24 protein-coding genes are annotated in these 21,688 nt (G+C 31.2%); 16 read left to right on the forward strand and 8 right to left on the reverse strand.

Annotated elements, in window-relative coordinates; translation table 11 throughout:
* Window positions 1-27: 27 nt before the first annotated feature.
* Window positions 28-1,005, reverse strand: a complete 978-nt coding sequence (locus ACYEKI_RS10810) for a D-alanine--D-alanine ligase (RefSeq protein WP_459211203.1) — start codon at window positions 1,003-1,005, stop codon at window positions 28-30.
* A 109-nt stretch (window positions 1,006-1,114) separates the two neighbouring features.
* Here ACYEKI_RS10810 and ACYEKI_RS10815 point away from each other — a divergent pair, with 109 nt between their 5' ends.
* The 6 genes from ACYEKI_RS10815 to ACYEKI_RS10840 all read left to right on the forward strand — a co-directional run bounded on the left by ACYEKI_RS10815 (window position 1,115) and on the right by ACYEKI_RS10840 (window position 8,541).
* On the forward strand, window positions 1,115-1,720 hold the full coding sequence (locus tag ACYEKI_RS10815; protein ID WP_459211204.1) for a PASTA domain-containing protein: 606 nt from the start codon (window positions 1,115-1,117) through the stop codon (window positions 1,718-1,720).
* Window positions 1,721-1,722: 2 nt separating this feature from the next.
* Window positions 1,723-2,766 (forward strand): RluA family pseudouridine synthase, encoded by a 1,044-nt coding sequence (locus ACYEKI_RS10820; protein ID WP_459211205.1) that lies wholly within the window; start codon window positions 1,723-1,725, stop codon window positions 2,764-2,766.
* Between the two features lie 226 nt (window positions 2,767-2,992).
* On the forward strand, window positions 2,993-3,754 hold the full coding sequence (gene yaaA, locus ACYEKI_RS10825; protein WP_459211206.1) for a peroxide stress protein YaaA: 762 nt from the start codon (window positions 2,993-2,995) through the stop codon (window positions 3,752-3,754).
* A gap of 339 nt (window positions 3,755-4,093) precedes the next feature.
* Window positions 4,094-5,620, forward strand: coding sequence for an SGNH/GDSL hydrolase family protein (locus ACYEKI_RS10830; protein WP_459211207.1), 1,527 nt, complete (start codon window positions 4,094-4,096; stop codon window positions 5,618-5,620).
* Window positions 5,607-6,890, forward strand: coding sequence for a DUF459 domain-containing protein (locus ACYEKI_RS10835; protein WP_459211208.1), 1,284 nt, complete (start codon window positions 5,607-5,609; stop codon window positions 6,888-6,890). The genes ACYEKI_RS10830 and ACYEKI_RS10835 overlap by 14 nt, the downstream gene beginning before the upstream one ends.
* Window positions 6,883-8,541, forward strand: coding sequence for an MBOAT family O-acyltransferase (locus ACYEKI_RS10840; protein ID WP_459211209.1), 1,659 nt, complete (start codon window positions 6,883-6,885; stop codon window positions 8,539-8,541). Before ACYEKI_RS10835 ends, ACYEKI_RS10840 begins: the two co-directional genes overlap by 8 nt.
* 87 nt (window positions 8,542-8,628) lie before the next feature.
* Here ACYEKI_RS10840 and ACYEKI_RS10845 read toward each other — a convergent pair whose 3' ends face one another.
* Both ACYEKI_RS10845 and ACYEKI_RS10850 read right to left on the reverse strand, forming a co-directional pair.
* Complete coding sequence (locus tag ACYEKI_RS10845) at window positions 8,629-9,315, reverse strand: OmpA family protein (RefSeq protein ID WP_459211210.1); 687 nt, start codon at window positions 9,313-9,315, stop codon at window positions 8,629-8,631.
* Between the two features lie 6 nt (window positions 9,316-9,321).
* Complete coding sequence (locus tag ACYEKI_RS10850; RefSeq protein WP_459211211.1) at window positions 9,322-9,792, reverse strand: lipocalin family protein; 471 nt, start codon at window positions 9,790-9,792, stop codon at window positions 9,322-9,324.
* Window positions 9,793-10,038: 246 nt separating this feature from the next.
* Between ACYEKI_RS10850 and ACYEKI_RS10855 the strand changes: the two genes are divergently transcribed.
* A complete protein-coding gene (locus ACYEKI_RS10855; RefSeq protein WP_459211212.1) occupies window positions 10,039-10,713 on the forward strand; it encodes a uracil-DNA glycosylase family protein in 675 nt (224 codons plus the stop codon).
* 168 nt (window positions 10,714-10,881) lie between these two features.
* Here the strand turns inward: ACYEKI_RS10855 and ACYEKI_RS10860 are convergent, their stop codons facing one another.
* The 4 genes from ACYEKI_RS10860 to ACYEKI_RS10875 form a co-directional block, all read right to left on the reverse strand.
* Window positions 10,882-12,042, reverse strand: a complete 1,161-nt coding sequence (locus tag ACYEKI_RS10860; RefSeq protein WP_459211213.1) for a metal ABC transporter permease — start codon at window positions 12,040-12,042, stop codon at window positions 10,882-10,884.
* Complete coding sequence (locus ACYEKI_RS10865) at window positions 12,035-13,165, reverse strand: metal ABC transporter permease (protein ID WP_459211214.1); 1,131 nt, start codon at window positions 13,163-13,165, stop codon at window positions 12,035-12,037. Before ACYEKI_RS10865 ends, ACYEKI_RS10860 begins: the two co-directional genes overlap by 8 nt.
* A gap of 29 nt (window positions 13,166-13,194) precedes the next feature.
* Entirely contained in the window at window positions 13,195-13,971 is a 777-nt protein-coding gene (locus ACYEKI_RS10870) for a metal ABC transporter ATP-binding protein (protein WP_459211229.1), read from the reverse strand.
* Window positions 13,972-14,051: 80 nt separating this feature from the next.
* A complete protein-coding gene (locus tag ACYEKI_RS10875) occupies window positions 14,052-14,969 on the reverse strand; it encodes a metal ABC transporter solute-binding protein, Zn/Mn family (protein WP_459211215.1) in 918 nt (305 codons plus the stop codon).
* Between the two features lie 294 nt (window positions 14,970-15,263).
* Here ACYEKI_RS10875 and ACYEKI_RS10880 point away from each other — a divergent pair, with 294 nt between their 5' ends.
* The 5 genes from ACYEKI_RS10880 (at window position 15,264) to ACYEKI_RS10900 (ending at window position 19,053) form a co-directional block, all read left to right on the forward strand.
* On the forward strand, window positions 15,264-15,932 hold the full coding sequence (locus ACYEKI_RS10880) for a metal-dependent transcriptional regulator (RefSeq protein WP_459211216.1): 669 nt from the start codon (window positions 15,264-15,266) through the stop codon (window positions 15,930-15,932).
* Between the two features lie 70 nt (window positions 15,933-16,002).
* Window positions 16,003-16,782 carry an exonuclease domain-containing protein gene (locus ACYEKI_RS10885; RefSeq protein ID WP_459211217.1) on the forward strand — a complete coding sequence of 260 codons (780 nt, stop codon included), beginning with the start codon at window positions 16,003-16,005 and terminating at the stop codon, window positions 16,780-16,782.
* A 66-nt stretch (window positions 16,783-16,848) separates the two neighbouring features.
* Entirely contained in the window at window positions 16,849-17,460 is a 612-nt protein-coding gene (locus tag ACYEKI_RS10890; protein ID WP_459211218.1) for a fumarylacetoacetate hydrolase family protein, read from the forward strand.
* Window positions 17,461-17,799 carry an Hpt domain-containing protein gene (locus ACYEKI_RS10895; protein ID WP_459211219.1) on the forward strand — a complete coding sequence of 113 codons (339 nt, stop codon included), beginning with the start codon at window positions 17,461-17,463 and terminating at the stop codon, window positions 17,797-17,799. It begins immediately after the preceding gene.
* Window positions 17,800-17,805: 6 nt separating this feature from the next.
* Window positions 17,806-19,053 carry a competence/damage-inducible protein A gene (locus ACYEKI_RS10900; RefSeq protein ID WP_459211220.1) on the forward strand — a complete coding sequence of 416 codons (1,248 nt, stop codon included), beginning with the start codon at window positions 17,806-17,808 and terminating at the stop codon, window positions 19,051-19,053.
* On the opposite strand, the gene ACYEKI_RS10905 is transcribed toward ACYEKI_RS10900, so the two are convergent.
* The gene (locus tag ACYEKI_RS10905; RefSeq protein ID WP_459211221.1) at window positions 19,039-19,467 is read right to left on the reverse strand and encodes a hypothetical protein; all 429 of its coding nucleotides are present in this window, start codon (window positions 19,465-19,467) and stop codon (window positions 19,039-19,041) included. The genes ACYEKI_RS10900 and ACYEKI_RS10905 overlap by 15 nt on opposite strands.
* A 355-nt stretch (window positions 19,468-19,822) precedes the next feature.
* On the opposite strand from ACYEKI_RS10905, the gene rpmB reads away from it, so the two are divergent.
* The 4 genes from rpmB to ftsY all read left to right on the forward strand — a co-directional run bounded on the left by rpmB (window position 19,823) and on the right by ftsY (window position 21,545).
* The gene (gene rpmB / locus ACYEKI_RS10910; protein WP_459211222.1) at window positions 19,823-20,062 is read left to right on the forward strand and encodes a 50S ribosomal protein L28; all 240 of its coding nucleotides are present in this window, start codon (window positions 19,823-19,825) and stop codon (window positions 20,060-20,062) included.
* Window positions 20,063-20,092: 30 nt separating this feature from the next.
* Window positions 20,093-20,275 (forward strand): 50S ribosomal protein L33, encoded by a 183-nt coding sequence (gene rpmG, locus ACYEKI_RS10915; protein ID WP_459211223.1) that lies wholly within the window; start codon window positions 20,093-20,095, stop codon window positions 20,273-20,275.
* Window positions 20,276-20,282: 7 nt separating this feature from the next.
* Entirely contained in the window at window positions 20,283-20,435 is a 153-nt protein-coding gene (locus ACYEKI_RS10920; RefSeq protein WP_459211224.1) for a DUF4295 domain-containing protein, read from the forward strand.
* Window positions 20,436-20,594: 159 nt separating this feature from the next.
* Window positions 20,595-21,545 (forward strand): signal recognition particle-docking protein FtsY, encoded by a 951-nt coding sequence (gene ftsY, locus ACYEKI_RS10925; protein WP_459211225.1) that lies wholly within the window; start codon window positions 20,595-20,597, stop codon window positions 21,543-21,545.
* The last annotated feature ends 143 nt before the right edge of the window (window positions 21,546-21,688 follow it).

The raw sequence follows: 21,688 nt of genomic DNA on the forward strand, positions 1-21,688 counted from the left end.
TTTTGATCGCTTAACAAATATAAAGATTTAGGATAAAGCAGCTTCTATAGCATTGCCAAATAATGCAGTTAAGGAGATACCAGCAGCGTTTGCTTGCTGAGGCAAAATACTAGCTTCACTTAATCCAGGATTTGTATTCATTTCTACAAAATGAGGTTCTCCATTATGAAAAATATATTCACTTCTAGAAAAGCCTTTCATTTTTAATAGTTTATATACTTTTAAGGCTAATGCTTTTACTTTTTCAGTATCCGCTTTATTTAATCGAGCAGGAGTGATTTCTTGTGATTCTCCTAAATATTTTGCAGCATAATCAAAGAACTCATTTTCAGTAACAATTTCTGTAATAGGTAATACAGTGGCTTCACCATTGTATTCGATTACACCTACAGAAACTTCGGTACCTTCAAGAAAAGACTCGATAATGATTTCATCATCTTCTTTATAAGCCAGTTCAATAGCAGGAAACATTTCTTCTATAGTTTTAACTTTAGAAACACCATAACTACTTCCAGATTTGTTAGCCTTTACAAAGCAAGGTAAACCTACAGTGTCAATAATTTCTTTAACATTGATCTCATCTCCTTGATTCAAGAAATAATTTGTAGCACAAGGAATTCCGTAAGGCTTCAAGGCACTAATACAATCACGTTTATTAAAAGTTAACGCTGCCTGATAAAAATCACATGCAGTTTGCGGTATACCTATTAATTCAAAATAAGCTTGTAATAAACCATCTTCTCCAGGAGTACCATGAACAGTATTAAAAGCTGCATCAAAAACAATTTTTTGTTCTCCAATAATAAGTGTGAAATCTTTTTTGTCAATCAAAAACTTATGTTCGTTTTCATCAAGATAATACCAATTATCTGTAGTAATATATACACGATAAGGTGTATAATGATCACGATCCAAGAATTTATATACAACATTTCCACTATGAACAGAGATATCAAACTCACTAGAATAACCTCCCATTAAAATGGCGATATTTTTTGTACTCATAACAAAACAGATTTGATGATTTCAATACAATTTAAATATTAAATAGTATTATAACGTTTATGATAGGAACAAAAATATCATTTTATATCTTTGCCCAAAGAATTAACCAATGGGATTATTAAAATTTATCTTTAGCAAGAGTTTCTTGATGCAACTTATTATTGCGGTAGTATTAGTGGTAGTTATATGTTTTGTAGGGTTAGAATGGCTTAATAAAACTACAAATCACGATCAACGTATTATAGTACCAAGTTTGAGTAAGTTGACCTTGGATCAAGTCAAAGATGTTTTGACCGAAAAGCAATTGCGTTTTGAAGTTCAGGATTCGGCTAACTTCAATCCTAATTACCCGAGATATTCTGTAATTGAACAAAACCCGACTGCAGGAAGTAAAGTAAAAGAGAATCGCAAGATATATGTAGTATTAAATCCATCGGGATATAGAAAAGTCGAAATACCTAATAACTTGATTCAACGTACTCGTAGACAAGTTGAGCCTACATTAAAAGCATTAGGATTTAAGATAGGTAAAATCACATACAAACCTAATATTGCTACAGACGTAGTATTAGAGTTATTACATAAAGGAAAGAAAATTAAAGCGGGAGACCAATTGATGAAAACATCAGTTATTGATTTAGTAGTAGGAGACAATGCCTTATTAAATCAAGGTGAAGGTTCGCAAGAAGAAGGAGCAGAGCGTACAGAACAATAGATATGAGTATAGTAGAAGGACCAATAGAGCAGAACGAAGACGAATTATATGAGCATTATCGTTTTGTAGCAAGTAGTGGACAAGAACCATTACGTGTAGATAAATTTTTAATGAATTTTGTAGAAAATGCTACACGTAATAAAATCCAACAAGCTGCAAAAGAAGGAAGTGTTTTTGTAAATGATGTGGCAGTAAAGTCAAATCATAAGGTAAAACCCAATGATGTAGTGAGAGTATTGTTCTCTCATCCACCATATGAACAATTGTTAACACCAGAGGATATTCCGCTAGATATAGTATATGAAGATGATGCAGTATTAGTGGTAAATAAACCAGCGGGAATGGTAGTTCATCCTGGACATGGAAATTATTCGGGTACATTGATTAATGCCTTGATATATCATTTTGATAATTTACCTAATAATAGTAGTGATCGTCCTGGATTAGTACACCGTATAGATAAAGATACTAGTGGACTTTTGGTAATAGCCAAAACAGAAGAAGCGATGACACATCTTGCTAAACAATTTTTTGATAAAACTAGTGAGCGAGAATATGTGGCTATAGTATGGGGGAATGTAGAAGAAGACGAAGGTACAATAGAAGGAAATATAGGAAGGCACCCTAAAAACCGTTTACAAAATACCGTTTTTGAAGGCGATGAAGCAGAGAAAGGAAAACCTGCTGTAACACATTTTAAAGTGATTGAGCGTCTAGGATATGTAACATTAGTTTCTTGTAGACTAGAAACAGGACGTACACATCAAATACGTGTACACATGAAGCATATAGGGCATACATTATTTAATGACGAACGTTATGGTGGTGAAAAAATCCTTAAGGGAACTACCTTTACTAAGTATAAGCAGTTTGTAGAAAATTGTTTTAAGGTGTTATCAAGACAAGCCTTACATGCACGTACTTTAGGATTTGTACATCCAGTGACAGGAGAACAAATGCATTTTGAAACAGAAGTACCACAAGATATGTTGGATTGTATAGCGCGCTGGCGAAACTACGCAAAGAATCAAATAGAAGGAAAATAATATAAACGTCGACTTTAAGTCGGCGTTTTTTTATAAAAGAAATTAAAGGACTATCAAAAAAATCAATACAAATATCAATAACAAAAAAATATAACCATTTTATAAGTCCTTAATGAATTGTATTTTTGAAAAAAGAAAAGATATAATCTGCAAATAGAAGTAACATTTTAAATAGATGTAAATCATAACTTACAGATTAGATCACATACCATAAAAAAAAGAGCAAATGAAAATAGTTATATCTCCAGCAAAATCTTTAGACTTTGAATCAGCATTACCAACAAAAAAACATACACAGGGATCTTTTTTGGCAGAAGCCGAAGTATTAAATGGAATATTAAAAGAAAAAAGCCCTAAAGAAATAGGAGAGTTAATGCATATAAGTGATAAACTTTCTGAGCTTAACTGGCAACGTAATCAAGATTGGAAATTACCATTTACAGTAGCTAATGCTCGTCCGGCGGTATATTCATTTAATGGAGATGTATATACAGGACTTGATAGTTATACGATTCCAGAAGAAAAGTTAGATGTATTAGAAGGTACTTTACGTATTTTATCTGGACAGTATGGGATTTTAAAACCTTTTGATTTAATACAACCATACAGATTAGAGATGGGAACTAAGCTGCCTGTTGAGGAACATAAAAATCTTTATGGTTTCTGGAAAGATAAATTAGCACCATCTCTTAATGAAGAATTAGCAGATGACGAATTGTTTGTAAACTTAGCAAGTACAGAATATTTTAAAGCAGTAGATACAAAAACGTTAAAAGTACCTGTGATCACACCAGTTTTTAAAGATTGGAAAAACGATAAACTTAAAGTAATAAGTTTCTTTGCTAAAAAAGCAAGAGGAATGATGGTTCGTTATATCATAGATACTAATGCAAAAACAATAGAAGATCTTAAAGGATTTAATTATGAAGGATATTCGTTTAGCGAAGAACACTCTATTAAAAAGAATGAGTTGGTATTTGTAAGATAAGAACTATCAAAAATTATAGATATTTCAATTTTAATGAATTGAAAAAGTCTAAATGAATTCATTATAAAGAATAAACCATGGTAAGTGCTATGGTTTATTTTTTTACAGATACTTAATAGTGGATTTTATGCTAGTTATTTTGAATAAAAATGACATTTATGACAAAGTTTTTGTAGTCTATGGGATATAAAAGCTTAGTAACTAGCATGTGATTTGCAGTTTTATGCTGAGTTTCTTAATATTGAAAGATTGAAAATGATTATTAGATAAGAATATTTAGAAAAATCAGCTTCAATAAAAGACTAATAGCAGTCAAAGAACCCCATAAAACCCAAAAAATTGAACATAAAACCAATCCAGATAGCAGTTTTTTTAATCCTAGTATTAGGAGTTTTATTTGGATTAACATTTTTAAGTCAAGAAGAGGCTATCAAGAAAAAGCATAAAGCCGAAGATGGCTTTGCATTGACAGGGCTTCAGATTAAATATCCTACTACAGAAAACTTTTTACAATTAGAAGAAGATTCTGTAGCTACGCTAGAACAAATAAAAACCGTAACAACAAGTGTTATTCCTATAGAAGAGGAAGTACCAGAAGAAACATTAGTAAATGTTGATAGCATTATTAGTGAGCCTGAAGTAAAACTTGTACCTCAAAAAATAGATTTTTCGAAAATAGATACTACTCAAATTGTGCGTATACGCTATCCAGATAGCATGCCAGATTTTATTAGTGATTTAAGAAAAAAACTAAATAGTAAACAATGTAGAATTTTACATTATGGAGATTCACAGTTAGAAGGAGATCGTATCACGTCATATTTACGTAATCGTTTACAAGGTTTATATGGTGGTAGCGGTCCAGGGTTTATTCCTATAAAACAAGTATATAGACAAATCAGTGCAGAAGTAGTGCCATCTGATAATTGGGAACGATATGCACTTTTTGATCCAACACAAGCTAAGTTTTCGCATAAAAAATATGGAACCTATATGTCTATATCAAGGTTTACACCAGCTGTAGAAACGTTACCAGATAGCTTGGCTCTTGATACAATGGCTATACAAAAAGCAACAATAACTATAGGTAAAACCAAAAAATCATATGCAAGACTCAGAAAATTTAATACTATAGGATTGCATTACGGAAACTGTTTAGATGCGATAAAGGTCAAAGTTTATAATAACGATCAGTTAATACAGCGAGATAGTTTAATTGCAGATGCTAATTACCATAATTACAAAATTAAGTTACCGAGTACGCCCACAAATTTACGTATAGAACTAGAAGGGAAAATAAGTGCAGATTTTTATGGACTTACACTAGATAGTGGTAAAGGAGTACAAATAGATAATGTCGCTATGCGTGGAGCATCAGGGACAGTGTTTGCAAAATCTAGTGCTACAAACTATAGTCGTATGACAAGAACACTAAAACCTAAAGTTGTTATCATGCAATATGGAGGAAATACAGTGCCATATCTCAAAGACTCAACACAAGTAGAAAATTATAGTAAGTATATTATACATCAGATTAACTGGATTAAAAGAAGAACCAAAGGAGTACAGGTAATCTTTATAGGACCTACAGATATGTCAACTTCTGTTAACGGAAACATGGAAACCTATAAAATATTACCGTATCTTAATCAAACATTAATGGAGACTTGCCTCAAGAATGAAGTAGCTTATTGGAGTATGTATGATGCAATGGGAGGTAAAGGATCTATGAAACTATGGGTTGATGAAAAATTAGCAGGTAGTGATTATACCCATTTTACACCCAAAGGAACCAAAATAATATCAGAACTATTTTTTACAGCCCTATATCTTGACCTTAAATCAGAAAACGATGAAGCCTTATAGAATATTATTCGCCTTATTATTGCTATGGGTGTCAAAATCATCCTATGGACAAAAATATTTGTTAGATAGCATTAAAACCAATTACAACTTTGTGAATTGGAAAGCTAATGAGATTAAATTTGCAGAAAAATCACCAGCATTTAAAGCATTATACAAACGATTAAATAATGTAGTTCAAGCTAAAGAAGAAGATATACATATATTTCATATAGGTGGTTCTCATATACAGGCCGATATCTATTCTAATAGATTACGTTCCTATTTGCAACATATGAGTCCTACGGCCAAAGGGCAAAGAGGTTTTATCTATCCATATCGTATGGCCAAAACCAATAATCCAGGTAATTATAAAGTAGAATACGACGGAGAATGGAAAGGATTTAGATGTTCTATACTTAAAGATAGTATAGCATGGGGGTTATCTGGAGTTACAGCAGTATTTAAAGATTCTATATCGCATGTAAAAGTAGATGCTAACTATGTCAATTATGATAAAAAAATGTACAACTTTAATAAGTTGAGAGTATTTTATGATGATTGGAGTGAAGATTACCAATTAAAATTTACAGATAGTACATTGATTACTCATAGTGAGGTAAATAAAGAGGGGCATTATATAGAATATGCTTTTAACGATACCGTTGAAAGCGTTGAATTTGATATAGAAAGAATAGGAACTCCAGAAGAATCTGAGTTTTTAATGATGGGATTAGAATTAATGAATGATAGAAAAGGAATTGAATATACTTCTATAGGGGTTAATGGAGCAAGCTTTGCATACTATAATCGTTGTAAGTATTTTGAAGATCAATTGATGCTATATAAACCAGATTTGTTTATTGTTTCTATAGGAACAAATGATACATATACGACAGAATTTGATGATCAGGAGTTTAAAAATTACTACGAGAATCTGATTAAAATGATATTAAAGGCAAATCCCAGAGCAGCAATTTTATTAACCGTACCTAATGATTCATATTATAAAAGAAAATATCCTAACCCTAATACTCGTATAGCAAGAAAAGTAATTTATGATTTGGCACATAAATATTGTATGGCTGTATGGGACTTTTACGAAATTATGGGAGGATTTAATTCGTCTAAGGCATGGTATGAAAATGATCTTATGCCCAAAGATAGAATCCATTTTACGAGATTAGGATACCGTATAAAAGCAGATTTATTATTAGAAGCATTAACAAATTCTTGGGAAAGATCCTTAGGTTTGCAGCCTCGAACAGTTCTTAAGCAAATAATTAATGAATAGACTTATTGATATATTCTCTTTCTCAGAAGAGTTCCCATTAATCTTTACTCAAGCAGATTTTTGGATATTTTTTGCTATCATATATTTTATCTATGCATTAATCTATTCAAAAAAAAGTGTTCGAAGTGCGTATTTGTTTTTAATAAGTTTAGTGTTTTATTACAAAACAAGTGGGCTTTTTATCGGAATTCTACTTTTTAGTACGATAAATGATTACTTCTTAGGGAAAACTATTTATAATAGTACATCACAGCTCAAGCGAAAGATTTTAGTAACGATAAGTGTAATTTTAAATTTAAGTACACTTTGTTATTTTAAATATGCATATTTCTTTACAGATTCTTATAATTATTTATTCAAGACCAATTATGAAGTATTTAATGCTTTGGCATATTGGGCAAACGGAATATCACAAATAGATTATTTTACAGTAGATGCGATTATATTACCTGTAGGAATTTCATTTTACACGTTTCAAACTATAAGTTACAGTGTAGATATATATAGAAAGCAGTTAAAACCATTAGATTCTATAATTGATTTCGGTTTTTTTGTAAGTTTCTTCCCTCAATTAGTAGCAGGTCCCATTGTAAGAGCATCTGATTTTGTACCGCAAATAAGAAAAGATATTGTTGTTACTAAAGAAGATTTTGGAAGGGGAACATATATGATCTTAAAAGGGTTGATCAAGAAAATGATTTTTGCAGACTTTATTGCAATGAATTTTTTAGATCCTATTTTTGATATGCCCGAGATGTTTTCTGGCTTTACTAATGTTATGGCTATGATTGGGTATTCATTGCAGATTTATGGCGATTTCTCGGGATATACAGATATAGCTATAGGATTAGCATTATTAATGGGATATAAATTGCCTAAGAATTTTAACTCTCCGTATAAAGCAATTCACTGTGGAGATTTCTGGAAGCGATGGCATATTTCGTTATCAACTTGGTTAAAGGATTATTTATACATTCCGTTAGGAGGAAATAGAAACGGAACAGCAGCCTCGTATATTATTTCTGCAATTATCATATCAGGAGTATTATTTGCAGTAGGAGATTTCTTGATTGGGATGTTTGTATTTTGGATATTAATGTTAATTGCCTTTCTATCACATATCAATAAGAGTGTAGCAAAGCATATTAATACCAATATAAATGTATTATTAACGATGCTTATTGGTGGACTATGGCATGGTGCATCATGGAAATTTGTTGTCTGGGGAGGACTTAATGGTTTAGGAATATTGGTTTATAAATACTGGAAACGTATTAGCCCATATGAAAAATCAAATCATTTTATCGTTACTACCTGGAAAATAGCCTTGACTTTTGCTTTTATAACTTTTACAAGAATATACTTTAGAGGAAATAGTATGGATCATATAGCTCGATTTTATGAGCAAGTAATGAATAATATGGATTGGCAAAATGCAACATTAGTTTTATGGGAGTATAGATTAGTTTTTGGAGTGATGCTTGTAGGATATATTACGCATTGGTTACCTTATGCAACCAAGGATTATTTTGAAGCAGTATTTATAAAAAGCCCTATGATGGTAAAAGGAACTGTAGCAGTTGCAGTAGCTATATTATGTTATCAAACATATGCAGCAGATTTTCAACCATTCATTTATTTTCAGTTTTAAAAAGAAGAGCTTTTTTAGATCACGATAGATATAAAAAAAAACTCATAGCATCGCTATGAGTTTTTTTACTTTATAAGGTATTACAGATTAGTTACCTTGTTGTTGAGCTTTCTTTTTCATTTCTTCATTAGCAACAATACCTAACTCAACACGTCTGTTTTTTGCTCTACCCTCGGCAGTATCATTAGTGTATTTAGGTAAAGATTCACCATGCCAAAATGTTTGAAAACGATAAGGATTTAAACCTTTAGATGTTAAATACTTTACAACAGATTCAGCTCTATTTTTAGATAAAGTTAAATTATAATCAGCATTTCCTCTATTATCAGTATGTCCCTCTACAGTAATATTAGTATCAGGAAATTCTTTAAAAATACCAATAAGCTTATTTAGGTTAGCTTTAGATTTAGCATTAAGCGCATAAGAGTTAGTAGCAAAATAAACACCACTATTTTCATCAAAAACAACGTTAATTCCTTCTCCTACACGAGTAACTTCTGCACCAGGAATTTCTTCTTCAATTTTTTGAGCTTGTTTATCCATTTGTTTCCCAATGATACCACCAGCCAAACCACCTACAACTCCTCCTATGATAGCACCTAGAGCAGAGTTTTTCTTTTTTACATTATTACCAATAATACCACCTAATACGGCACCAGAAGTAGCACCAATCACAGCTCCTTTTTGTGTGTTATTAGCATTTTTTATTGCACTACAGCTAGAAGTTAAGATAGCTAAAGCAATAAGTATCGAAAGTGTCTTGTATAAATTCATAACAAATTAAATTTTTGAAAAGTTCATAGTAATTACAAATGGTTTTCCTTCAAGAATAGTGGTCATTTTCCAAGTCATAACTTGGTCATCTAGATGATCAAGTCCCATACGATAACCTTTGTTACCATTGGTACTTTTTTTCTTAGTATCTATAGGCTTAAATAAAAAACTATAGTTACCGTTTTGGTCAGGTTCTGGAATAGTAAATCTAAAATTTCTATTACCTGTAGATTCACAACGATTAATAGTGTAATATCCTGTATGGTTATTAGGAATAAAACGCCAAGTACTACCAGCCATGCATTCTGCTGTAGCATCATTGTATAAGGTAACATCAAAAATACCAGATTCACTATACGTAATTTCGTTAAGAGACCAATCACCTTTTAGTGTCTTTTTTGCAGCAATGATTGTTCGTTGTGTAGGTGAACAAGAAATCAAAGCTATCGTCATTAATAATAAAATAACTTTTTTCATAGTTGATGAGGTTTGTATAAAATGAACATACAAAATTATCTAATATTGATGATTTAGAAATGGTATTTTGATATAAAAACAAAAACTTAAAGAAAGATTACTGTAGACACGTCATAATCAAATAGAGAACGAGTAAAAAAAATAAAAACGAAAGCATAGCAGTTGTAAGAAAATAGATTAGTACGTAAGATAAATATGAGTACTGTAGAGAAAATCGTATTATTGAGATACATTTAAGTAGAAAATATGTTTATCCATACACACCCATATCCTCCATTTTTTCCTGAAAAAGTAACCAAATTAATAGTAGGTACATTACCACCTCCAAGATTTACCACTGGAGAATTAAAAGAAGAAGATGTTAATTTTTGTTATGGAAGCATAAGTGGATTGTTATGGCCAGTATTAGATACTATTTTTAAACTAGATCTTAAATTTGAAAATACAGATAAAGCTATAGCACAACGAAAAAACTTTTTAAGTTCAAGAGGTATTGGAGTCTGTGATATTGTAGCTGCATGTAAACGTGAAAAAATAGATGCTTCGGATTTAGGAATGCAAGACATAGAACTAAGAGACGTAATAGCATATTTAGAAAAATATCCTAATATAGATACCATATTATTTACAGGAGGGAATAGTAAAAATGGACCAGAATATTTTTTTAGAAAATTATTAAAAGAGTACGATTTAAAGTTAAGTTTGGTAGACAATACCATTCCTAGAATACACCAAGTAGATATTAATGAGAAAAAGGATAATAAAGAATCACGTATTATTAAGACTATTTCATTAACTGCTCCATCTGGTGCAGCTAATAGAGCAATAGGAAGTCAATCATTGTATAAACAACGAAAAAAAGAAAATCCTAAATACACAACTTTTGATTATAGAGTAGAACAGTATCAACAGTTTTTTTAATAAGCCTATGCCTATGCAGAATCAGTCTCAAAAGTTGTGGGTGAATTAAAATATAATAATGAATGTTGATTTATAGATGTACTTAGAATTCATCAATTAAAATCCTTTAAAATTTTACATTTTAGACTATTCATTGGAACTAAAAACAGAACAATTGAGTTTTGTTCTCTATCCTCTAAACAAGAAGAAGCGATCTTTCATGTTTTCGATTTCAGAATTTTTATTAGTAATGATATAATCGATAGCTTCATTTGTAAATTTTTTTCCTTTAGCAGTAAGCGATACAATATCATTATCGATAACAATCATATTATTATTTAATGCTAGATTAAGTACAGATTTAGATTTTACTTTTTGCCAATTGATATGTTCGTTTAAATGATTTACATGGCGTTCGCTTTCTTCACTATGATTATTTAGGTGTAATAAAAAGGTTAATAAAGATACCTCTATACGTTGCTGTCTTTGTCTATATAATACAGAAAATAATCCTCTATTAGGCGCAAAAAGGTAGACAAGTAAAAAAAGAACCCCTAGTACTGTAGTCATAGAACCAGCTATAGAAGCATCTAGCGCATGAGCAACCCAATATCCAATAATAGCACAGCAAACTCCGAAGAAAACAGAAAGTCCTAGCATTTTTTTGAGATCATTTGTTAACAAATAAGCTGTTGCAGCTGGAGCAATCATTAATGCTACTACCAAAACTGCACCTACAGCATCAAAAGCACCAACCGTAGTAATAGAAGAAACGGTCATTAATCCGTAATGAACAACCGCTGGAGAAAAACCTAATGCAGAAGCTAAACCAGCATCAAAAGTACTTACCTTTAACTCTTTAAAGAAAGCAATTAAAAGAGTTATGGTTAATGATAAAATGACTCCAATAATCCATAATGATTTAGGTCCTAAATCAAAATCGTTAATGATTAAACGATCAAAGGGAGCAAAAGCTAATTCACCCAAAAGAACAGCATCAACATCAAGATGTACATCATTTGCATTTTGAGCAATGAGAATAACACCAATGCTAAATAATGCTGGAAAAACTAACCCAATGGCAGTATCTTCTTTTACTAAGCCTGTCTTTTGAATAAACTCTACCAGTATTACTGTAACTACACCACTTAATGCAGCAAGAATGATCAATAGAGGTGAAGAAAGATCATGCGTAATAAAAAAACCAATTACGATTCCGGGTAAAATAGAATGACTAATAGCATCACTAATTAATGCCATTTTACGAAGTACCAAGAAAGTTCCTGGAATCGCACAAGCTATAGCCACTAAACTTGCAATTAATTGTATTTCGATTTGAGCACTACTCATGAGGAGAATCAATTTGTTGATTGTATAAATTAGCGGCTTTATGATAACCAGCTTCAGTCATAGACCACATATTACCTTTTACAATGATATAATCTTTATCTTCTAGTTTTTGCAAAGACTTTTTTGTAAAACCTTGAAAATTATTCAAAATCTTAATGGCATGTGGATGAGCTATATTTTCATGATCTTTAGCAATATTATACATAAAAGATAAGGTCTTATGTAGTTGTAGATCATTCCTATTTTTTCTAAAACGTATTTCCCTAAATAAAAGTCCTCTACTAGGAGAAAAAATAAAAGAGATTAAAACAAAAATAGCAGCTACCAAAACGATAACAGGACCTGTAGATAAGTTGTTATGACTAGCACTTATAGCTGTACCAATTACTCCAGATGAGGCACCAAAAATAGCGGCAAGTGTAACCATGATACCTAGACTATTTGTCCATTGCCTTGCAGCAGCAGCGGGAGCCAACAACATGGCACTCATTAAAACAACGCCTACAGTCTGTAGACCTAATACAATAGCTAGAACAATAAACGAGGTGATTAAGATATCAATAAAACGAGTATTAAATCCAAGAGTTTTTGTATAATCTGCATCAAATAAAAGAATCTTAAACTCTTTCCAAAATAACAATAACACAAAGAGACAAATACTTGTTACTATAGCCATTAACCAAACATCACTTTCTACCAATGTAGCAGCTTGACCAAATAAATACTTATCTAATCCAGCTTGATTAGCATTAGGTTGCTTTTGGATAAAAGTTAATAGCAACATTCCAAATCCAAAAAATAAGGATAAAATTAATCCTAGAGCAGTATCAGATTTAAGATGTGTTTTACTAATGATTCCTTTAATCCAAAAAGTACCTATTAGCCCACTGATTAAAGCACCTAATAAAAGTACATTGCTATTTTTTGCGCCCATGATTAAAAAAGCAATAGCAATTCCAGGTAATGCCGCATGAGAGATGGCATCACCTAATAAACTTTGTTTACGCAATACAGCAAAACTACCTAGCATACCACAAATGGCTCCCAAAATAGCAGTACCAAGTGTTATTGTACGTAGCGTGTAATCTGTAAAAACTAATGATATGTATTCAAAAATATCCATATAATAATTGAAAAGTATTAAGCATAGAACTATCCTTGAATACTTACTTTATAATTTATACCATACGTTTTAGTAAGGTTGTCATCATTAAAAATATCTTTTACGGGACCCGTTGCTATTTTTTTGACATTTAAAAAAGTAACCCAATCAAAATATTCGGGTACAGTTTGTAAATCATGATGAACGACAATTACCGTTTTACCTGCTTTACGTAACTCTTTTAAAATATTTATAATAGCTTTTTCAGTAGTAGCATCTACACCTTGAAAAGGTTCGTCCATAAAATAAATAGAAGCATTTTGTACTAAGGCACGAGCCAAAAAGATACGTTGTTGCTGCCCCCCAGAAAGCTGACTGATTTGGCGATCTTTAAAAGAAAGCATCCCTACTTTTTCTAAAGCTTCTAATGCAGCTTTTTTCTGTTTTTGTCCAGGACGTTTGATCCAGCCTAGACTACCATAGGTACCCATCATTACAACATCTAATGCTGTAGTAGGAAAATCCCAATCAACACTTCCTTTTTGAGGAACATAGGCTACAAGTGAGCGTTGTTTCTTGTATGGTTTATTATAAATTTGAACACTACCCGCTATAGGCTTTATAATATCTAAAATGGATTTTATTAAAGTAGATTTTCCAGCACCATTAGGTCCTACAATAGCCATAAGAACCCCTTCTGGAATCGCTAAATCAATGTCCCATAATACTGGTTTATAATTATAAGCAACCGTGAGATCATCTATACGGACAGCAATTGCTCTATCTTGAGATGAGGTTGAATTAGTTTTGGGAGCAGGTTTCTCCATTTTTATAGTATTCATAATGAATTCTAAATTTAAGAATTCCACTTTAAATGAAAGAGAAAAGCGAATTCAATAATAATCATTTATTGTAAAGCATCAATAATAGTCTTTACATTATAGGTAAACATACCTACATAAGTTCCTTCTACAGTATCAGGATTCCCTAATGCATCAGAATATAAAGTACCACCAATAGTAACTTCATGGCCTTTAGATTTTACAGCAGCTTGTAAAGCTTCGATAGTACGTTTAGGAACAGAACTTTCAACAAAAATTGCTTTGACATTTTTCTCGATAATAAAAGCAGCCAGTTTTTGAACATCTTGAACTCCTGCTTCAGTTGCAGTTGATAATCCTTGTAGTCCCACTACATTAAATTGATACGCTTTACCAAAATAATTAAAAGCATCATGAGCAGTAACTAGAATTCTTTTTTCAGGAGCGAGTGATGTTATTTTTTGAAGAATATCTTGTTGTAAAGTAGATAGCTTTGCTAAATAAGCTTTACTATTCTTTTCATAAGTTTCAGCATTTTTAGGATCAATTTCTTTTAGTTTTTCTGTGGTGAATTGAATAGCTAATTTCCAATTATTAATATCAAACCAGATATGAGGGTCATAACTAGAAGCAAAATATTCAGAAGAAATTAAAGTACTTTTATCGATAACATCACTTATAGCTATTGTTTTAATGTTTTGGTGACGCATTTTCTCAAAAACTTCTTCCAGTTTTCCTTCTAGGTGTAATCCATTATAAAAGATCACATCAGCATTTACTAATTTGGTTACATCACCTTCACTGGCTTTATAAAGGTGAGGATCAACACCATTACCCATTAATCCTTGCAATTCAATAACATTACCCCCAATATTTTTAACCATATCTGTGATCATAGAAGTAGTAGTAACTACATTTAGTTTTTCATTAGGGTCTTTTGTCACCTTTTTACATGAAAATAAAGAAAGCATTAAGGTTAAAATAAGAAAGGTGTGCTTGTACATAGAATTGTTATTTTATAATAATTATGGGATATGAAATTCAATCTCACTGTTAAATGAAATCCGAATAACTTCATAAAGACTTAGTAGTTATATATTCACAAGTAAATAAGTAGAATAAGAATAGGCTATAAAAAATCAAAGATTATAATATGTTGATTTCTTGAGGTAAAAAACCAGTAAAACCAAAAACTGATAAGAATATGAAGATTATACTTCGGTTAAATTTCATGAATTGTTATTTTTGTTTGTATTTGAAGCAAAACTAAAAAGTTAGCTTTGACTAACAAAATAAATATGCATAATTTAACAAAAAGCGAAGAGGATTACCTAAAGGCACTCTTTCAATTACTTATAGAAGATGAATCTATTAAAGTAGGAAATAATCAATTGGCCGAATACTTAGCAGTATCTCCTGCATCTGCTAATAATATGGTAAAAAAGCTCAAAGCTAAATCATATGTTATAAGTGAAAAATACGGTAAACTAGAACTTACTGATGAAGGAAAAGCTGTAGCTGTACGTTTAATACGAAAGCACAGGCTATGGGAAACTTTTTTATGTAAGTATCTTAATTTTACATGGGACGAAGTACATGAAGTAGCAGAACAATTAGAGCATATAAAATCATCCAAACTAATAGACGAATTAGATCGCTTTATGGATTTTCCAGAACGTGATCCCCATGGAGAAGTAATACCAAATGCAAAAGGAGAATATTCTATACAACCCAAAATAACACTATCATCATTACCTCAAGGAAGTATATGTAAATTGATGGCAGTAAACGACGGATCGGTGACTTTTTTGAAGTATGTTTCAGAAATCGGATTAGCATTGAGTAGTGAAATAGAAATTATCGAAATTAGAGAGTTTGATAAATCTATTCGCATACGATTTAATGCAATAGAAGAAACTGTGAGCAAAAAATTTGCAGATAATGTTTTTGTTAAACTCATAGAGTAATAAAAAAGACAAGTTCGTTTAAAGTTTTCAATTTTGATATATACTGTATCTTTGATGTAACACAATCATTATGGAACTAAAACTAAACAAACCTATTTGTTTCTTTGATTTAGAAACTACAGGTATTAATATCTCTAAAGATAGAATTGTAGAGATTTCAATTTTAAAAGTATTTCCAAACGGGAATAAAGAAAGTAAAACATGGTTAGTAAATCCTGAAATTCCAATTCCGCCAGAGACTACAGCTGTTCATGGTATTACTAATGAAAAAGTAGCAAATGAACCAACCTTTGAAAAAATAGGACCTTTAGTTCATGATATGATCAAGGGGTGTGATTTAGGAGGGTTTAATTCTAATCGTTTTGATATTCCTTTACTAGCCGAAGAGCTTTTAAGAGTAGATATAGATTTTGATATGAAAAGTGCTGTAGCGGTAGATGTACAAACTATTTTTCATAAAATGGAACAACGTACATTATCTGCTGCATTCAAGTTTTATTGTGATAAAGACTTAGAAGATGCACATTCTGCAGCAGCAGATACCAATGCGACTTATGAAGTATTAAAAGCACAATTAGATCGCTATCCAGAATTAGAAAATAATATGAAATTTTTGGCAGATTTTAGTTCGAGAAAACAATTTGCTGATTTTGCTGGATTTATAGCTTTTAATAAAGAAGGAAAAGAAATTTTTTCTTTTGGAAAACATAAAGGAAAATTGGTAGAACAAGTATTGGACGATGAACCAGGATATTTTGGTTGGTTACAAAATGCAGATTTCCCGAGATATACTAAGAAAATTTTGACAGCAATAAGGTTAAGAAAACTTAATAATAGCCTTAAACTGTAAAATGTAAGATAAAATAGGTTCATTAAATTATTAATGAACCTATTATAATATAAAAAAGAGAATACTATGAAATTGATATGTATAGGTAGAAATTATACGGATCATATAGAAGAATTAGAAAATGAAAAACCAACAGATCCTGTAGTTTTTCTGAAACCAGATACCGCTATACTATTAAAAAAACAACCTTTTTTTATTCCAGATTTTTCAGATAATATACATCACGAAGTAGAAGTTTTGGTGAAAATTAATAGAGTAGGGAAATTTATTGATAAAAAATTTGCACATAAATACTATAACGAAATAGGGTTGGGTATTGATTTTACAGCAAGAGATTTACAACAAAAATTAAAAGAAAAAGGATTGCCATGGGAAAAGGCAAAAGCCTTTGATGGTGCAGCAGTAGTAGGTAATTGGGTACCAAAAGATACTTACGAAAACCTTGATGAACTAGATTTTAGTTTAAAGAAAAATGGAGAAGAAGTTCAAAGAGGAAATACAAGGTTGATGCTCTGGAAAATAGATGAGTTGATCGAATATGTATCAAAATATTTTACATTAAAGATAGGAGATATTATATTTACTGGTACACCAGCAGGAGTAGGGAAAGTTCAAGCTGGAGATTCACTAGAAGGATTTATAGAGGAGAAGCAATTTTTTTCGATAAGGGTTAAATAGATGGAAAAAAGATATAGTTTAGAAAAAATAAAAGAATTAGCAGGAGACGATCAAGAATTTATTACAGTACTAGTACAAACTTTTCTAGAAGAAATTCCAGAAGATATGCATGGTATGGTAAGCGCAGTCGAAGCTAATGATGCAGAAAAAGCATATCAATGTGCTCATAAAATGAAACCAAATCTTCAATTATTTGATGTGGATTTACTAAGCTATATTAAAGAAATGGAATCTTGGTCAAAATCAAATAAAAACAAAGAAGACATTCAACCTATCTTAACTCATATAACCAAAACGATAACAGAAGTTTTGAAACAATTAGAAAACGATTTTGCTTAAAAAAATATGTTAGCAGAAATAATTACGATAGGAGACGAGATCCTTATTGGTCAAATTGTAGATACTAATTCGACTTATATTAGTAAAGCTCTTAATAAAATAGGAATAGACGTATACCAAATTACTTCTATTCAAGATGAAAAGAAACACATACTTCAAGCCTTAGAAGAAGCAAAAAATAGAGTAGATGTAGTCTTGATAACTGGTGGACTAGGTCCAACAAAAGATGATATTACTAAGCATACATTGTGTGAGTATTTTGATGATAAACTAGAGCAAGACGATGAGGTATTAGCTCATGTAGAAGAGTTATTTGAAAAATACCTTAATAAACCATTATCACCTATTAATAAACAACAAGCACTTGTACCTACAAAAGCAATAGTTTTAAAAAATCAATTTGGTACAGCTCCAGGAATGTGGTTAGAAAAAGACAATACTGTTTTTATTTCTATGCCAGGAGTACCTTTTGAAATGAAAGAATTAATCGATGGAGAAGTGATTCCTAGATTGCAAAGACAATTTAAAACACCGTTTATTCTTCATAAAACATTGATGACCTATGGAGTAGGAGAGAGTGATTTGGCAAATGCTATAGCCGAAGTCGAAGATAACCTACCTCCAAGTATCAAGTTAGCATATTTACCTAATTTAGGAAAAGTAAGATTAAGATTATCTGCTAGAGGTGAAGACAAAGAAGTTCTCGAGAAAGCATTAGGAGAAGAAGTAGCTAAAATTGAAGCTATTCTAGGCGATGTTGTTGTAGGCTATGAAGAAGATAAAGCAATTGAACTTGTTGTAGGAGAGTTGTTAAAAGCTAATCAAAAAACATTAGCTATAGCAGAAAGTTGTACAGGTGGAAAGATTGCAGAAACCATAACAGCAAATGCAGGAGTATCATCATTTTTTAATGGAGGAGTAGTGACCTATGCAACAAGATCAAAAGTAGATGTTTTAGGCATAGATAATACTACAATAGAAACTTTTGGAGTAACAAGTCATGAAGTAGCTCAAGCTATGGCCAAAGCTGCACAGCATAAATTTAAAGCAGATTATGCTATAGCAACAACAGGAAATGCGGGGCCATCAAAAGGAGATGGAGATGTAGAAGTTGGTACTGTATATATAGGAATAGCGACACCGACAAGAGTTTTTTCAGAAAAATTTAAATTTAGTAACCATCGTACAAGAACAATAGGTAAAGCGGTAAGTAAATCATTTGAACTTTTAAAAAAGACTCTAGAAACTAGCTAGTAATTGATCGCTCCATGAAATAGCATCTTTGAGATTGGAAAAAACATCCATAGGACGATTAAAGAAAGTACGTTCAAGATCTGCTATTTTAGTAGTCTTATCATTATAAGATACAATAGCATAACCTTTTAAATTAGGAAAAAGACCTCTTAACTGAAAATGAGATGTAGGAACAACAGAGTATGAATGGATTCTATTAGAGATATAGACAAACGAGATATCCTCTTTATAATGTAAAAGAGCTGCTTTAAAAATAGGATGAAGCTTTTCAAAGTCAACAATAGATCCTCTATTCATTTCACCAATAACGCAATCTTCATAAAAATAAAAAGATCCAAAATCAAGGCATAGGTATTCTAGTAATTTTTTGTTTATTGTGGTGGAGGTAACCGAATTTTCCTGAGGGTTCATCATGAATAAAGTATACTTAAAGATAGTATTTTTTCAAAAATAAAGGAAAAGACAGCTATAACTGATATAAAATGAGAGTAAAATAAATAGAAAAGCGATGCTATTACACATCGCTTCAATCTCTATTACTACTTAATTACCCCATATCAAGTAGTTAGTTGCTTTCTTGAAAACTAACTGATGTAAAATTAAGTAAAGAAGTACAGTTTCTAAATAGGTAAAAACCCCTATTTTTAGTACGGTTAATGAGTTGAATTAAAAAAAAGTATAAAAAAATAATAGACAGTGTGTTGTATTTTAGATAAAAAAATCGTTAATTTGCACCCTGTTTTGAAATAATACCAAAATTTAGAAAGAGATGTCAAGAGTTTGCGAGCTTACAGGTAAAAAAGCAATGGTTGGGAACAATGTTTCTCACGCAATGAATAAAACAAAACGTAAATTTAACGCTAATTTAATTAAGAAGCGCTTCTACATTCCTGAAGAAGACCGTTGGATTACTTTAAAAGTATCAACTGCAGCGTTAAAGAATATTAATAAGAATGGGATCTCTGCTGTTTTAAAAGAAGCAAGAGCAAAAGGATTTTTAACTAAGTAATATCCTTCTTTATATTAAAGAAACTATACAATGGCAAAGAAAGGTAATAGAATTCAGGTAATCTTAGAATGTACAGAGCACAAAGCTAGCGGTAAGCCAGGTACTTCAAGATATATTACAACAAAAAACAAAAAGAATACGCCAGATAGAATTGAATTAAAGAAATTTAATCCGATTCTTAAAAAAATGACGGTTCATAAAGAGATAAAATAAATAGAAAATGGCAAAGAAATCAGTAGCATCGTTACAGACTAAGTCAAACAGATTGACTAAAGCTATAAAAATGGTAAAGTCTCCTAAAAGTGGAGCTTATACTTTCGTAGAGTCAATCATGGCGCCAGAAGCGGTAAATGACTTTCTTAAAAAAAAGTAGTTCGCTTTGAGTAAAAATATTAGATAGAGCTGTTTTCTTATTGAAAATGGCTTTTTTCTTTTTTATATATTTGAGTAATATTTAGAAAGTTTTTATTGGAAATCTTTTATACATAAACAAAGAATAACTAATAAGAAGTAATTTACACTAGAAAAACGAATGAGCTTTTTTAAAAAAATATTCTCTTCAGAGAAAAAAGAAACCTTAAATAAAGGGTTGGAAAAAACAAAATCAAGCTTCTTTACTAAATTAAGTAAAGCTGTTGCAGGTAAATCAAAAGTAGATGATGAAGTTCTAGATGATTTAGAAGAAGTATTGGTAAGTAGTGATGTGGGAGTAAAAACTACTATTAAGATCATTGATCGTATAGAAGATAGAGTAGCAAAAGATAAATATCTTGGTACAGATGAGCTTAATAAAATTCTGAGAGAAGAGATAGCAGGTCTTTTATCCGAAACTAATGTAGGAGAAGGTGTGGATTACGAGATACCTAAAACAAAACCTTATGTCTTAATGGTGGTAGGTGTAAATGGTGTAGGTAAAACCACTACTATTGGTAAGTTGGCTTATCAATTCAAAAAGAAAGGACTTAAAGTTGTTTTAGGGGCAGCAGATACATTTAGAGCAGCAGCTATTGATCAATTACAAGTTTGGGCAGATCGAGTAGATGTACCTATAGTAAAGCAATCAATGGGAAGCGATCCTGCTTCAGTAGCTTTTGATGCATTGCAATCTGGAGTGACTCAAGATGCAGATGTTATTATTATAGACACTGCAGGAAGATTGCATAATAAAGTCAATTTAATGAATGAATTGTCTAAAGTAAAAAGAGTAATGCAAAAAGTGATAGGAGATGCACCTCATGATGTGTTATTAGTATTAGATGGTTCTACAGGGCAAAATGCTTTTGAACAAGCAAAACAATTTACTGCAGCTACAGAAGTAACTTCATTAGCAGTAACGAAATTAGATGGTACAGCAAAAGGAGGGGTAGTAATAGGTATAAGTGATCAATTTCAAATACCTGTTAAATATATTGGTGTAGGAGAAGGTATTGAAGATTTACAGGTGTTTAACAAATACGAATTTGTTGATTCTTTCTTTAAATAGAAAGTAGATATAACTAAATAAAACAAGAACGAGCTATGAATATTCATAGCTCGTTCTTGTTTTATCAAAAACCTTTAAAAAAACTTTTGTGTATAAAGCGCTGTAGTATAGGTGTGTAAGTGTGTAGGTGAAAAAACTTTAAA

The sequence above is a fragment of the Aquimarina rhabdastrellae genome, from assembly GCA_947387485.1.
Taxonomy (GTDB): Bacteria; Bacteroidota; Bacteroidia; order Flavobacteriales; family Flavobacteriaceae; genus Aquimarina.